Origin of the sequence: Actinoalloteichus sp. AHMU CJ021 (assembly GCF_002895405.1) — a bacterium.
GTDB classification, from domain to species: domain Bacteria; phylum Actinomycetota; class Actinomycetes; order Mycobacteriales; family Pseudonocardiaceae; genus Actinoalloteichus_B; species Actinoalloteichus_B caeruleus.
Map to the genome: position 1 here is coordinate 6479232 of NZ_CP025990.1, position 16551 is coordinate 6495782.

Genomic DNA, 16551 nt, shown 5'->3' on the forward strand with positions numbered 1-16551 from the left:
ATCGGGCTGCCACCGGACAAGTCCGGTGGCAGCCGGATTCTGACCTTCCTAGGAAATTCCTACCGCTCCCGTCGTCAGCAACAGGGCGGGTTGCAGCCGTTCGTCAGGTTGCAGGACGTTCCGGACGTGCCCGTCGTCTCGCAGGTCACGAACGTGAACATCTCGGGGCGGAACGTCGCGTCAGCACCTCCGGTCACCTCGAGCTGGATGTCGAGATCCAGATCCGCGAGGCCGGGTTCCGCTTCGGTCTTCATGGCGGCGGTCGCTGTGGTCACGTTGCCTCCTTGATATCCGGACGGTCGAAAAACCGTCGGCGGCGGGGAAGGACCGCGCACGCGAGAAGGATCCGAACAGCACACGAGCAACCACCGGAACCGGGCGGATCGAACGCCGGCCGGAGGATTTCTCCACCGGACCGGGAGGACGCACCGCACGTACGTGATATTCCCACACCATCGGCTTGATTCCCTGCCGGACATTAACAGCCCCCTTTGAAGCCGTAAAGGGCGCTCGGGATCACGGAATCCGTTTCCGCGTCCGGGTTTAGTTCTCCTTAACCACGACTTGAGCGCGGCGGGACGAGTCGGTACACGCGATTCACCGGCCGAGATGTCGGTGGCGGCCCACCGGGATCCCGCTCGCGGGAGCGAGGGATCCGGGAGTGCCCGACTCGCCCGGCGAGCACGCGGGAGGTGGCCTCGCGTACCGCCTCCGGGGTTCCCTCGGCTCGGGTCGGAGGTAGCGGCGCGGGCGGTCGGATCAGCCGCGGGCGATGCGATCTTCGGTGGCACGGGGCGGGCGCGCCGGCTGGCCCACACCCGCGCCCCGACGCCGGCTCGATGTCGGGGCGTCGACCGGGGGCTGGCGTTCGTGCTCCCGGGTGTCGCCGCGCACGGTGGGAACGGCGCGCGCGGCGGGAGGCTGAGGAGCGGTTCAGCTCCGGCGGCGGGGGCGCAGGCGGACGCCGGGCAGTTCCGGCGCGGGGATGCGGTCGGTGCCGTGGCCGGCCACGACACCGACGGATCACCCGCTGCTGCGACGGACCGTTCGGCGCCGACAACCCATTGGACGCACCGTCCTGGTTGATCGCGCTACCCCGCACCACCGCCAGGACCGGGTTCCCGTCCCGCTGGGCGTCCGACAGGCGCTGGACCACCAGCATCCCCACACCCTCGGACCACGCGGTGCCATCCGCGCCCGCCGCGAACGACTTGCACCGACCATCCGATGCCAACCCGCCTTGGCGGTCGAACTCCACGAAGGAACCAGGCGTGGCCATCACGGTCACGCCGCCCGCCAACGCCAGGTCGCACTCCCCGGACCGCAACGCCTGCGCCGCCCAGTGCAACGCCACCAACGACGACGAACACGCCGTGTCCACCGTCACCGCCGGACCCTCCAGGCCCAACACGTAGGACACCCGACCCGAGATCACACTGGCCGCGGCACCCGTCAACTGGTAGCCGTCGCTGTCCTCGGCGGCGGGGTCCTTCGCACCCAGGCCGTAGCCCTGGAACGAGGCGCCGGCGAAAACCCCGGTCGGGGACCCGCTCAACGAGGTCGGGTCGATCCCGGCGTGCTCCAGGGCCTCCCACGAGGTCTCCAGCAGCAACCGCTGCTGCGGGTCCATCGCCAACGCCTCACGCGGGGAGATCCCGAAGAACCCGGGATCGAACTCGCCCGCGTCGTAGAGGAACCCGCCACGCCCCGGCCGCGACGGCCACCCACGATCCGTCGGGAACTCCGAGATCCCGTCACCGTCGACGGACAGGAAACTCCACAACTCCTCCGGCGAGGACACCCCACCCGGGAGGCGGCAGGCCATCCCCACGATCACGATCGGCTCGTCCGAGTTCGCGGTCGTGGGCGGCGGAAGTTCCGCATCCTGCTCGTCGCCGGCGACCAGCACCTTCAGGTAGGTGGCCAGCGTGGCGGGCGTGGGGTGGTCGAACACCAGGGTGGCGGGCAACCGGAGGCCAACGGCGCTCGCGAGCCGGTTGCGCAGTTCCACCGCCGTCAACGAGTCGAACCCGAGGTCACGGAAGGAACGACTGTCCTCCAGCACGTCGGGAGCACCGTGCCCGAGGACCGAGGCGGCCTCACCGCGCACGAGTTCGAGCAGTGCCCGGCCCAGTTCGGTGCCGATGTCCTGGCTCAGGAACCCTGCCGCGACGCTCGGGGTGCCCGTGCGGTCGGCGGCCGCCGGGAGCTGGCGCACCTCGGCGAGATCGCCGATCAGTGGTCGCTCGCGGGCCGAGGTGAACGCGGGCGCGAAGCGCCGCCAGTCGACGTCGGCGACGGCGACGAACGTCTCGTCCAGGTCCAGGGTGCGCTGGAGGGCCGCGATCGCCAGATCGGGCGCCATCGGCGGCAGGCCCCGGCGGCGCAGGTGCCCGTCGATCGCCTGGTCCGCGTTGAGCATCCCGTCGCCGGCCCACGGTCCCCAGGCGACGGAGGTCGCGGCCAACCCGCGGGTGCGGCGCTGTTCGGCCAAGGCGTCGAGGTAGGCGTTCGCCGCCGCGTAGACGCCCTGTCCGCCACTGCCCCACACGCCCGCGATCGAGGAGAACATCACGAAGGCGTCGAGCGGCCGGTCGGAGAGCAGCTCGTCGAGGTGGACGGCACCGGCGACCTTCGCCCCGAGAATCCTGACGATGTCGTCGAAGCCGGTCTCGGTGATGTCCCTGCCTTGGCTCACACCCGCCGCGTGGACAACGGCCGTCAGGCGGTCGGCCCCGAGCGAGTCGAGCAACCCGGCCACCGCGGCGCGGTCGGAGATGTCGCAGGCCAGAATCGTGACCCGGGAACCGAGCTCTCGTAGCTCGGCGGTCAGCTGTTCGGCGCCGGGGGTGTCCGCCCCGCGCCTGCTCGCCAGTACCAGGTGCTCGGCGCCACGCGCGGCGAGCCAGCGGGCGACACGGGCGCCAAGGCCGGTCACCCCACCGGTGACCAGCACGGTGCCGCGCGGACGCCATTCACGGTCCGCCCCCTGTCCGTTTCCCGGCCGGACGAGGCGACGGGCGAGGACACCCGTGCCGCGGATCGCCACCTGGTCCTCCGTCCCGCCGCCCGTGAGGACGCCGCAGAGCCGACTCATGGCCCGCTCGTCGAGTTCGCCCGGCAGGTCGACCAGGCCTCCCCAGCGTCGCGGGTGCTCCAGGGCGATGACTCGGCCGAGTCCCCACACCTGCGCCTGGACAGGGCTGGTCAGCCGGTCCCAACCGCCGACGGCGACGGCCCCGGTGGTGAGGAGCCAGAGGGGTGCGCGCAGGTCGAGCGAGTCCATCGCCCGAACCAGGGCGACGGTGCTGACCAGTCCCGTCGGGGCGACGGGGTGCCGGGGGTGCGGTCGCTCGTCCAGGGCGAGCAGTGAGACGACACCGGCGATCGGGGAGCTGCCGACCGCGTCGCGGATCAGGTCGGAGGTCGCGGTTCCGTCGGTGTCGGCCAGGGGCGGCCGGACCTCGGTGACGTCCTCGACGTGGCGGCGCAGTGCCTCGAGGACGTCCGTGTCGTGCCCGTCGGAGGTGATGACGAGCCATCGACCGGGCAGTCGCCTCGTCGATGCTCCGGGGGTGGGCGTCCAGGCGATCCGGTACCGCCAGGAGTCCAGGGTCCGTTCCTCGCGGCGGCGCTGGCGCCAGGCCGAGAGCGCGGGAAGCATCGCGCCGAGCGACAGCCGCTCGGCGGAGGAGTCGCCCAGTTCCAGGGTTGTGGCCAGCGAGTCCAGGTCCTCGAGCTCGACCGCCTGCCAGAACTCCGCGTCCGCTCCGGCTGCCCCGTCCGTGCCTGTCTCGACCCTTGGCCTCGGCCAGTACCGCTGCCGTTGGAACGCGTAGGTGGGCAGCTCGACACGCCTGCCGTTCCAGTTCCCGTACAGCCGGTGCCAGTCGACGCCCGCACCGTGGACGTGGAGCTCCGCGAGCGCGGTGAGCAGTGCCAGGTTCTCGGGGCGGTCGGCTCGCAGGGCGGGGACGAACACCGCGTCGGTGTCGGTGAGGCAGTCCTGGCCCATCGCGGTCAGCACGCCGCGCGGCCCGAGTTCGAGGAAGACCGAGGTTCCCCGGTCGTGCAGCAGCCGCATCCCGTCGAGGAACCGGACCGGCACGCGGGCGTGGCGGACCCAGTAATCCGGTGTGCGGATCTCAGCGGAGGAGATGACCTCGCCGGTGACGTTGGAGACGATCGGGATTCGTGGCGGCTGGTAGGTGAGGCTGGCGGCGATTGCCTCGAACTCGTCGAGCATCGCGTCCATGTGCGGCGAGTGGAAGGCGTGGCTCACGCGCAGCCGCCTGGTCTTCCTTCCCTGCGCCGCCCACAGCTGGGCGATCGCCAGCACGGCCTGCTCGTCGCCGGAGATCACGCTCGCCGTCGGCCCGTTGAGGGCTGCGAGGTCGACCTCGTCCTCGTGTCCTCGCAGGGAGTCGGCCAGTTCCTCCGCCGACGCCTCGATCGAGACCATGGCTCCGCCCGTGGGCAGCGCCTGCATCAGGCGGCCGCGCGCGGCGACGAGGGCGCAGCCGTCCTCGAGGGACAGCACGCCCGCGACGTGGGCAGCGGCCAGCTCGCCGACGGAGTGACCGATGAGTACGTCGGGGCGCACGCCCCAGGACTCGACCAGCCGGTACAGGGCGACCTCGACGGCGAACAGGGCGGCCTGGGTGTACACGGTCTCGTCGAGCAGGCGTGCCTCGGCGGAGTCCTCCCGCGCGAAGACGACGGCCTTCAGCGGGTGGTCCAGTTCCTGGTCCAGCCGCTCGCACACGGCGTCGAAGGCGTCGGCGAACACCGGGTAGGTGTGGTACAGCTCCTGACCCATCCCGCGGTGCTGGGCGCCCTGCCCGGTGAACAGGAAGGCGAGGGTGGCCGTGTCGTGGGTGACGCCCCGAACCGTCCCAGGGCTGCTGGCGCCGTTCGCCAGGGCTTCGAGACCCGGGCGGAGGTCGTCCAGGCCGCTGCCGAACAGGACGGCGCGGTGGTTGAGGGACGCGCGGGTCACGGCGAGGGAGTGACCGATGTCGAGCGCGTCGCGGCCGTCCATCCCGTCGACGTGGTCGCGCAGTCGGGCGGCCTGCTCCCGCAACGCGGCCTCGGTACGTCCGGACAGCAGCCACGGCAGCACGGCAGGTGCGTTCGGCGCGGGCTCCCGGGGCTCCGCCGGCTCCTCCGGTGCCTGTTCCAGGACCAGGTGGGAGTTCGTCCCGCTGACACCGAACGACGACACGCCAGCCCGCCTCGGCCGGCCGGTCTCCGGCCACCGCACGGCCTCGGTGAGCAGCCGCATGGTGTCGGCGGACCAGTCGACGTGCCGGCTCGGCTCGGCCACGTGCAGGGTGCGGGGCAGGATGCCGTGCCGCATGGCGAGGACCATCTTGATCACACCGGCCACACCGGCGGCGGCCTGCGTGTGCGCGATGTTGGACTTGATCGACCCGAGCCACAACGGCCGGTTCTCGAGGCGTTCTCCGCCGTAGGTCGCCAACAACGCCTGTGCCTCGATCGGGTCGCCGAGGACCGTACCCGTGCCGTGGGCCTCCACCGCGTCGACCTGACCACCGGTCAGCCCCGCGTTGGCCAGGGCCTGCCGGATCACCCGCTGCTGGGCGGGACCATTGGGCGCGGTGATCCCGTTGCTCGCGCCGTCCTGGTTGACGGCCGACCCGCGTACCACGGCCAGGACGGGATGCCCGTTGCGACGGGCGTCCGACAGCCGTTCCAACAGCAGGATTCCGACGCCCTCGCCCCAGGCGGTGCCGTCGGCGTCGGCCGAGAACGCCTTGCAGCGGCTGTTCCCGGCGAGGAGCCCCTGGCTGCCGAACTCGGTGAAGGTGCCCGGGGTGGCCATCACCGTCGCCCCGCCGGCCAGGGCCAGCGAACACTCCCGCTGCCGCAGGGCCTGGCAGGCGAGGTGCATGGCCACCAGGGACGACGAGCAGGCGGTGTCCACTGACACCGATGGCCCCTCCAGCCCCAAGGTGTAGGAGATGCGCCCGGACATGGCGCTGGCCGTGTTGCCGGTGCCGAGATGTCCTTCGACGTTCTCCGCCGAGGACAGCAGCAACTGCATGTAGTCGCGGCTGTTGGTGCCCGCGAAGACTCCAGTCCGGCTACCGCGCACGGAGAGCGGGTCGATCCCGGCCCGTTCGAAGGCCTCCCACGAGACCTCCAGCAGCAGCCGCTGCTGCGGGTCGATCGCCAACGCCTCACGCGGGGAGATGCCGAAGAAGTCCGGGTCGAACTCGGGGGCCTCGTGGAGGAACGCTCCCGCGCCTCCCGCCAGCCGGTCGGGGTCCCAACCCCGGTCCGTCGGCGGCGCGGAGACGGCGTCCTCCTCGGCGAGCAGCAGCCGCCAGAGGTCCTCCGGGGCGCGCACACCGCCGGGGAACCGACAGCTCATGGCGACGATCGCGATCGGCTCCCGAGACGTCTCGGCCAGCTCCTGGTTGAGCTGGCGCAGACGCTCGGTCTCCTTCAGCGACGTACGAAGTGCTTCGAGGATGCGCTCGTCCGATGACTTCATCGGGAGTTCCCATCAAAGGCCATCTGGATCAGGCTCTCCGTATCCATGGTGTCGATCTCCGGTGCCTCGGCTGGTGCGTCGCCTTCGTCGAGGCCCGCGAGGCGGAGCAGTACGTCAAGTAGGCCCGCGTCCCGGATGCGGGCCAGCGGGATGGCGGCAATGGCCTGCCGCAACTCGGATTCCGTCGTGTCGGCGGACTCCTCGCCCTCCGGGAACAGCTCGGTCAGCAGGTGGGCGGCGAGAGCGGTGGCGGTGGGGTAGTCGAAGACGAGCGTGGCGGGCAGGCTAGTCCCCCCGAGGCTCGCGGAGAGCCGGTTGCGCAGTTCGAGGCCGGTGAGCGAGTCGAACCCCAGCTCCTGGAACGGACGTCCCGCGTCGACCGCGCCGGGACCGTCGTGTCCGAGGACGGCGGCGGCCGTGCCACGCACCAGCTCCAGCAGGGCCCGGTGCCGTTCGGCGTGGGGTTCCCCGCCCAACCGCTCCACCAGGGACGTCTGCTCCGCCGGGCCGACGTCGGTCTGCCGGAGGTTCCGGACCTCGGGCAGGTCACCGATCAACGGGCTGGGGCGGAGCGTCGTGAAACCGGGGGCGTAGCGCGCCCAGTCGATGTCCGCGACGGTGACGCAGCCGTCGTCGAGGTCCAGCGCGCGTTGCAGCGCGCCGATGGCCAGCGTCGGGTCCATGCTGCCGACGCCTGCCCTGATCGCCCGGGACGTGGCCACGTCGGTCGTGGTGGCCAGGCTTTCCCCGCCCCACGCACCCCAGGCGATCGAGGTCGCCGCCAGTCCACGGGCACGGCGCCGGGAGGCGAGCGCGTCCAGGAACGCGTTCGCCGCCGCGTAGTTGGCCTGCCCCGCGCCGCCGAGCGTGCCGGCGACGGAGGAGAACAGGACGAAGGCGGACAGGTCGAGGTGGCTGGTCAGCTCGTCCAGGTTGGCCGCGGCGGTCGCCTTGGACCTGAGGACGTCAGCGAATTCCTCGGGGCCCAAGGAGTTCAGCACACCATCGTTGAGCACTCCCGCGGTGTGGATGACGGCGGTGAGCGGGACGTCCTCCGGGATGCCGGCCACCAGCTCGGCCACCGCGTCCCGGTCACCCACGTCACAGGCCACCACGGTGACCCGCACACCAGCCAACTCCTCCACCAACTCCGCCGCACCCGGCGCCCCGGCACCCCGCCGACTCACCAACACCAGGTGCTCGGCACCGTTGCCGGCCAACCACCGAGCGACATGGGCACCCAACGCCCCCGTCCCCCCGGTCACCAACACCGTCCCGCTCGGCGACCAACTCCGACCGGCACCAGCGGGCCGGGCGCGCACCAGACGACGCCCCCACACCCCGGAGGTCCGAACCGCGACCTGGTCCTCCCCACCCGACAGCACCCCGCACAACCGGGACACCACACCCTGGTCCACCACCGCGGGCAGGTCGACCACACCACCCCACAGGCCGGGGAACTCCAAGGCCGCCACCCGGCCAGCACCCCACACCAACGCCTGCGACGGGTTCGTCACCTGGTCGGTCGGGCTCGCCGCGACGGCGTCGCGGGTCACCGCCCAGACGCGTGCGGTGAGGTCCTTCTCCTGGAGGGAGCGGAGCAGGGTGAGCGTGAGGGTCAGGCCCAGCGGGACCACGGGAAAGTCCGGTGTCGGGGTCTCGTCCAGTGCGAGCAGCGACAGCACGCCGGTGACGGTCTGCGACGCGAGTTCGGTCGAGAGGCTCGCGTCGGCGGTCACCACCCGAGCCCCGTGCTCGGCGAGCCCGTCGGCGCACAGCCGCACGGTCTCGTCGTCGATGGTGGGCGGAACCACCAGGACCCAGGTGCCGGTCAGGGCTGGGGTGTTCCGGGTCAGGGATGTCCAGGTGGTGTGGTAGCGCCAGTCGTCGGTGATGGCCTGGTGCGTCGTGCGGTGATGCCACGCGGTCAACGCGGGCAGCAGATCCGTCAACGGCCGACTCGGATCGATATCGAAAGTCGTCGCCAACACGTCCGGATCAGACGAGGTAACCGCCGCCCAGAACTCGTCATGCCCGGTGCTGGCCGTGGAACCGGACGGGACATCGAGCCAGTACCGCTTCCGTTGGAACGCATAGGTCGGCAGGTCCACGAACGCGGCCGGACCCGCCCCCACCGGCACCCACTCCACCGGCAACCCCCGCACATGAGCCTCCGCCAACGACGCCAGGAACCGCCGAGGACCAGACTCGTCCCGCCGCAACGTCCCCAACACCACCGCGTCACCCACGACATCCTGAACGCTCATCGTCAACACCGGATGAGCACTCACCTCAACGAACACCCGGTAGTCCTGACCGGCCAACTCCCGAACCGCTGCCTCGAACTGAACCGTGTTCCGCAGGTTCCGATACCAGTACTCCGCATCCACCACGCCGGTATCCACCACCGTCGCGGTCACCGTCGAACAGAACGGAACCCTCGAGGACACCGGCGCGACCCCCGCCAACAACTCCACCAACTCGCCGCGCAACGGCTCCATCCGCGCCGAATGCGAGGCGTAGTCCACCGGGATCACCCGCACCCGAACCGCCGACCCCGCCGTGTCCGCCACCAACCCCGCGATGGCCCCGGCATCCCCGGAAACCACCGTGGTCCCCGGCCCGTTGACCGCCGCCACCGACAACCGGTCCCCGTACCCGGCGATCAACCCCTCCACCTCGACCACACCCGCCGACACCGAGGCCATCCCCCCCTGACCGGCCACCGACGCCAACACCCGCGACCGCAGGGCCACCACCCGAGCCCCGTCCTCCAACGACAACGCCCCCGCCACACACGCCGCGGCGATCTCACCCTGGCTGTGCCCGACCACCGCGTCCGGTTCGACACCATGGGCCTGCCACAACCGGGCCAGCGACACCATCACCGCCCACAGCAGCGGCTGGACCACCTCCACCCGCTCCCACGACGGCGCGCCCTCCACCCCGCGCAGCACGTCCTCGGCCGACCAGTCCACGAACGGGGACAACGCCTGGGCGCACTCGGCGAAGGCAGCGGCGAACACCGGAGAGGTGTCGAGCAGGTCCACGGCCATCCCGGCCCACTGCGAGCCCTGCCCGGGGAACACGAACACCACACCACCAGCGGTACCGGAACCGCGGGTCACCCACGGGCTGGGACGGTCAGCGGCCACCGCGGCCAGTCCCTCCCGGAACTGTGCGGGGTCCTCGCCGACCACGACCGCCCGCCGTTCCCACCGTGACCGTGAGGCCACCAACGCCCGGGACACCACCGCCGGATCCACACCGGCGCCGGTGCCCTCGGTCCAGGACAGCAGGCGGGCGGCCTGGTCCCGTACCGCGCCCTCGTCCCGACCGGAGAGCACCCACGCCACCGGCCCGGACGATGCCGGAGCAACCTCAGGGAGAGGTGAGACCGGGGCCTGTTCCAGGATGGTGTGCACGTTCGTGCCACTGATCCCGAACGACGACACCCCCGCCCGACGGGGACGCCCGGTCTCCGGCCACGCCACCGGTGCGGTGACCAACCGGACACGACCCTCGGTCCAGTCCACCTCCGAGGTCGGCACATCCGCGTGCAACGTCGGCGGCACCACCCCGTGCCGCATCGCCATCACCATCTTGATCACCCCGGCCACCCCGGCGGCGGCCTGCGCGTGACCGATGTTCGACTTCAACGACCCCAACAACAACGGCCGCTCGACCGGACGGTCCTGACCGTAGGTCGCCAGCAACGCCTGCGCCTCGATCGGGTCACCCAGGGTGGTGCCGGTGCCGTGGGCCTCGACCACGTCGACCTCGGACTGGGTCAGACCGGCATCGGCCAGGGCCTGGCGGATCACCCGCTGCTGGGAGGGACCGTTCGGCGCGGTCAACCCGTTGGAGGCACCGTCCTGGTTGACCGCCGAGCCCCGCACCACCGCCAACACCGGGCGACCGGCCCGACGTGCCGAGGACAACCGTTCGACCACGACCACGCCCACGCCCTCGGCCCATCCCGCGCCGTCCGCGCCGTCACCGAAGGATTTGCACCGCCCGTCGGTCGCGGCCACGCCCTGTCGGGAGAACGCGGCGAACGTGCTCGTGGTCGACATCACCGACACGCCACCGGCCAAGGCCAGACCGCACTCGCCCGAGCCCACCGCCCGGACCGCCCAGTGCAGCGCCACCAGCGAGGACGAGCAGGCGGTGTCGACCGACACCGCCGGGCCCTCCAGCCCGAACGCGTAGGCCACCCGACCCGAAGCCACACTCCCCGAGCTACCCAGCCCGATGTGGTCCTCGACATCCTTGGGCACCGTGGGCAGTCGTGAGCCGTAGTCGTGGTACATCAGCCCGGTGAACACACCGGTCTGGGTGCCGCGCAGGGTGGTGGGATCGATCCCGGAACGTTCCAGGGCCTCCCACGAGGTCTCCAGCAGCAACCGCTGCTGCGGGTCCATCGCCAACGCCTCACGCGGGGAGATCCCGAAGAACCCGGGATCGAACTCCGCCGCGTCGTACAGGAACCCCCCCTCCCGGACGTAGAAACTCCCCGAACGCCCCAACTCCGGGTCGTACAGACCGGCGAGGTCCCACCCGCGGTCCGTCGGGAACGGCCCCACCGCGTCCGTCCCGGACGCCACCAGCTCCCACAGGTCCTCCGGCGAGGCCACCCCACCCGGGAAACGGCACGCCATCCCCACGATCACCACCGGATCGTCGTCCACCTCGACGACCGGCCCGGCCACCACCGGTCCCGAGGACCGCTCATCCACCAACCGCGACACCACGAACCCGGCCAGGGCTGCTGGCGACGGGTAGTCGAACACCATCGTCGCCGGCAGTCGGAGACCTGTCTCCGCGCCCAGCCGGTTGCGCAGCTCCACGGCGGTCAACGAGTCGAACCCGAGATCGCTGAACGACCGGTCCACCGACACCGAGTCCGAGGACCGGTAGCCCAACACCACCGCGACCTGAGCGCGCACCAGGCTCAGAACGACGCGGTTCCTCTCCTCGGGCCCAAGTCCCGCGAGTTCGTCACGCAAGGACGTGGTCGCCGCCGCACGACGCCTGGCTCGGGGAACCAGCCCGCGCAGGACCGGCGGTACGTCGTCCTTCGCCCGAAGGATCGAGACGTCCAGCCGCATCGGGACCAGAGCCGGTTCGGCTCGCTCGGTGACGATGTCGAGCAACGCCAACGCTTCGGCGCTGGGCAGCGCCGTCAGACCGGTGTCCCGCATCCGGTTGACATCGCGGTCGGCGAGTTCACGCAGCATTCCGGCGTCCACCGCCCATGGGCCCCACGCGATCGACACCGCCGGCAGCCCGATGACCCGCCGATGCTGGGCCAACCCGTCCAGGAACGCGTTCGCCGCCGCGTAGTTGCCCTGCGCCGGACCACCCAACACCCCCGCCGCCGAGGAGAACACCACGAACGCCGACAGGTCCAGATCCCGGGTCGCCTCGTGCAGATGCCACGCCCCGGACACCTTCGGCGCCGCCACCACCGCCAACCGCTCCGGGGTCAACGACTCGAACACCCCGTCATCGAGCACACCAGCCGCGTGCACCACACCCGACAAGCCGCCCGCGGACCTCGCCCAGGCCACCACACCAGCCACCGCGTCCCGGTCGGCCACATCACAGGCCCGCACCGAGACCTCAGCGCCCAGTTCCACCAGGTCGGCGCGTAACTCCTCAGCACCCTCCGATGCCGCGCCCTGACGGCCGGTCAACACCAACCGGCGCACCCCACACGCGGACACCAGATGCCGGGCCACCACCGAGCCCAGCACACCCAGGCCACCGGTGACCCACACCCAACCCGCGCCGAACCCACCCTCGGAACCACCACCCGGCTCGGCCGGTACCCGCACCAACCGGGGCACCCGGACCTCACCGCCCCGGATCGCGACCTGCGGCTCGTCACCGGCCACCACCGACGGCAGGACCGCTTCGGTGTCGGAATCCACCAGGACGATCCGACCCGGGTTCTCCGACTGCGCCGACCGCAGCAGACCCCACACCGAGGCCTGCGCCAGGTCCACGTCCTCGTCACCGTCGACGGCCACCGCACCCCGGGTGAGCACCACCAACCGGCTCGAGGCCCACCGCGGGTCGGCCAACCAGCCCCGCACCACGCTCAACGCCTCAGCCGTGACCGACTGGACCGCCACCGGTACCTCACCGGCCCCGGCGGGCACCCGCCACAACACCGTGGCCGACCCACCACCAGCTGACTCGGCCGCCTCCGAGAGGTCCGGGAAGGACTCCACCGGCACACCCCAGTCCACCCCGTCGGGAGGACCAACCGACACCCACCGGTCGGTCACCTCGAACTCGGCGAGACTGGCGGGAACCCAGTCAAGGCGGAACAACGAGTCGGTGCCGTCGGCGCGGGGGCGGAGTTGCTCGGCGGAGACGGGACGGGCGATCAGGGACTCAACCGACAGGACGGGCGCCCCCGTGCCGTCGGCGACGGACAGCGTCAGCTCCCCCGTGCTCCCCCTGGTCAGTCGGGCGCGCAGCGTCGAGGCGCCCGTCGCGCTCAGCGAGACGCCGGTCCAGGCGAACGGAAGCCAACCCCGACCGTCGGAGTCGGCCGCACCCGTCGATCCACCGAGCAGCCCGCCGTGCAGGGCCGCGTCCAACAGTGCCGGGTGGAGGCCGAACAGCGCGGCCTCCGGTTCCGACTCCCGGGGCAGCGCGACCTCGACGAAGATCTCCTCGTCCCGTCGCCAGGCGGCGCGCAGACCGCGGAACGCGGGGCCGTAGTCGTACCCGCGCTCCGCGAGCCGGTCGTAGAGCCCGGTGACGTCGACGGACCGCGCGCCAGCCGGGGGCCATTCGGCGGGACCCAGGTCGTGCGGCCGCGAGTCCGCGTCGACCGCGAGGACACCGTCGGCGTGCCGGAGCCAGCCGTCCTCGGCCCAGGGGCGGCCGTCGTCAGGTCGGGAGTGGATGCTCAGGGAACGGCGTCCGGACTCGTCGGCGGCGCCCACCAGCAGTTGCAGCTGGACGCCGCCATCCTCGTCGAGGATCAGCGGTGACTGGAGGGTGAGTTCCTCCAGCACGGCGCAGCCAACCTGGTCACCCGCCCGCAACGCGAGTTCCACGAAGGCGGTGCCGGGGACGATGGTGCTGCCGAGCACGACGTGGTCGGCGATCCACGTCTGGGTCCTGGTGGACAGCCGGCCGGTGAACAGCCAGCCGTCGGAGCCCGCCAGTGCGACACCAGCCGCCAGCAGTGGGTGGTCGGGCTCGGCGAGACCGAAGGACGCCGCGTCGCCCTCGGCCCCCGGAGCGGACTCCAGCCAGTAGCGCTGCCGTTGGAAGGCGTAGGTCGGCAACTCGACCCGGTCGCCCCCCAGGGTCGCGAACGCCGCGTTCCAGTCCACGGCGACACCACGAACGTGACAACGGGCGAGGACGCTCGTCAGCACGGCGATCTCGGGTTGGTCCGCGCGGGCGAGCGAGGCGAACACCAGGCTGGCGAGGTCGTCGGTGTCGGCGAGGCAGTTCTGGGCCGCTGCGGTGAGCACGCCGTCCGGGCCCAGTTCGATGAACGTCGTGGTGCCGAGTTCGCGGAGCCGGCGGATGCCGTCGTGGAAGCGCACGGCCTCCCGCGCATGACGTGCCCAGTGTTCCGGCGCGCCGATCTCCTCGGCGGTGATCACGTCGCCGGTCAGGTTGGACACGAGGGGGAAACGCGCCGGGTGGGCCGTCAGGCCTCGCGCGACGGTCTCGAACTCGGCCAGCATGCCGTCGACCTGGGGGGAGTGGAATCCGTGGCTCACCCGCAGCCGTTTGGTCCTGCGGCCACGTGAGTCCCAGTGCGCGGCGACCTGGAGCACGGCGTCCGCGTCGCCGGAGACCACCGTCGAGAGCGGGCCGTTGAGCGCGGCGATGCTCGCTTCGTGTTCGTGGCCCTTGAGCGAGTCCAGCACCTCGTCCTCGTCCGCCTCGACGGCGACCATCGCGCCGCTCTCGGGCAGCGCCCGCATGAGCCGCGCGCGGGCCGCGACCAGGGCGCAGGCGTCGTCGATCGAGAGGACCCCGGCCACGTGCGCGGCGGTCAGCTCACCGATCGAGTGGCCGATGAGGTGGTCGGGCAGGACGCCCCACGACTCGAGGAGCCGGAACAGCGCCACCTCGAAGGCGAAGAGCCCGGTCTGGGTGTACGCGGTCTGGTCGAGCAGTCGGGCGTCGGGCGAGTCCGGCTCGGCGAAGACGACGTCGCGCAGCGGGCGGTCCAGCCCCGGGTCGAGGCGCGCGCACACCTCGTCGAACGCCGTGGCGAACACGGGGAACGCCTGGTACAGCTCACGGCCCATGCCCGCCCGTTGGGAACCCTGGCCGGCGAAGACGAACGCGACCTTGTTCGCACGGGTGCCGCCGAGGACGACCGACGGGTCCTCGCCGCCGTCGGCGACGGCGGCGAGGCCGCGCAGGATGTCGTCCCGGTCCCAGGCCAGGATCGCCGCGCGGTGGTCGAGTGCGGCACGGGACGTGGCCAGCGCGTGGGCGAGGTCCGCCGGGGTCTGTTCCGGGTGTTCGATCACGTGCTCCCGCAGCCGCCCGGCCTGGGCGCGCAGTGCGTGCTCGTCGCGACCGGAGAGCAGCAGTGGGAGGGAGGTGTCCGTGCGCACCACCCTGGTGGGTTCGGGGTCGGGCGCGGGCGCCTCCTCGACGATCAGGTGGGCGTTGGTTCCGCTGATGCCGAACGCCGAGACGCCGGCCCGGCGGGGTTCGCCCGTGTCGGGCCAGGGCGCGACCTCGGTCGCCAGCCGCACGTCCCCGGCCGACCAGTCCACGTGCGGTGTGGGCTGGTCGATGTGCAGGGTCGGCGGCAGGACCGCGTGCCGGACGGCCATCACCGACTTGATGACGCCGCCCACTCCGGCCGCCGCCTGGGTGTGCCCGATGTTGGACTTCAGCGATCCCAGCACCAGCGGTCTGCCGGCGACCCGTTCCTGGCCGTAGGTGGCGAGCACGGACTGGGCCTCGATGGGGTCACCGAGCACGGTGCCGGTGCCGTGGGCCTCGACCAGGTCGACCTGGGCGGCCGCGAGCCGGGCGTCGATCAGGGCCTCGCGGATCACCTGCTGCTGGGAGAGGCCGTTCGGCGCGCTGAGACCGTTGCTCGCGCCGTCCTGGTTGACCGCCGAACCTCGGATGACGGCGAGCACCGGGTGGCCGTGGCGGCGGGCGTCGGACAGCCGTTCCACCAGTAGGACTCCCGCGCCCTCGCCCCAGCCGGTGCCGTCCGCGGCGGCGCTGAACGACTTGCAGCGGCCGTCGGAGGCCAGACCGCGCTGCCTGCTGAACTCGACGAACGCCGTCGGCGTCACCATCACCGTGACCCCACCGGCCAGCGCCATCGTGCACTCCCCCTGGCGCAGTGCCTGGCAGGCCAGGTGCAGCGCCACCAGGGACGAGGAGCACGCCGTGTCCACCGACACCGCGGGCCCCTCCAACCCGAGGGTGTAGGCGACACGTCCGGACACCACGCTCGCGGAGTTGCCCGTCAGCACGTAGCCCTGGACGTCGGGCGGGATCGCGCGCAGCCGGGAGGCGTACCCGTTGTGCATGACCCCGGCGAACACACCGACCTTGTCGCCCCGGACGGAGGTGGGGTCGATCCCGGCTCGTTCGAACGCCTCCCACGAGGTCTCCAGCAGCAGTCGCTGCTGGGGGTCCATCGCGAGCGCCTCCCTGGGGCTGATCCCGAAGAGGTCGGCGTCGAACCGGTCCGCGTCGGCGACGAAACCGCCCGCCTTCGTGTAGGAGGTGCCGGCGCGCTCGGGGTCCGGGTCGTACAGGCGGTCCAGGTCCCAGCCCCGGTCGGAGGGCAGCTCGGTGATCGCGTCGCCCCCGCTGACGACGAGGTCCCACAGGTCCTCGGGGGACCGCACCCCGCCGGGGTAGCGGCAGCTCATTCCCACGACGGCGATCGGCTCGTTGTGGCCGTTCTCCAGCTCGGTCAAGCGGCGACGGGCCTGTCGGAGCTCGGCCGTCACCCACTTGAGGTGCTCGAGCACTTTGTCTTCGTTCGCCATGTGTCGCCT

2 protein-coding genes and 1 pseudogene are annotated in these 16551 nt (G+C 71.9%); all 3 read right to left on the reverse strand.

The features are described 5' to 3' along the window. Window positions 1–74 precede the first annotated feature (74 nt). Window positions 75–275, reverse strand: a complete 201-nt coding sequence (locus tag C1701_RS26080) for a hypothetical protein (RefSeq protein WP_103056840.1) — start codon at window positions 273–275, stop codon at window positions 75–77. A gap of 740 nt (window positions 276–1015) precedes the next feature. Continuing rightward, window positions 1016–6487 (reverse strand): annotated as a pseudogene (locus C1701_RS26085) (type I polyketide synthase); the annotation flags it as partial. Window positions 6488–6516: 29 nt separating this feature from the next. After that, window positions 6517–16542: a type I polyketide synthase gene (locus tag C1701_RS26090; protein ID WP_337661993.1), complete on the reverse strand. Its 10026-nt coding sequence runs from the start codon at window positions 16540–16542 to the stop codon at window positions 6517–6519. Between the last annotated feature and the right edge of the window lie 9 nt (window positions 16543–16551).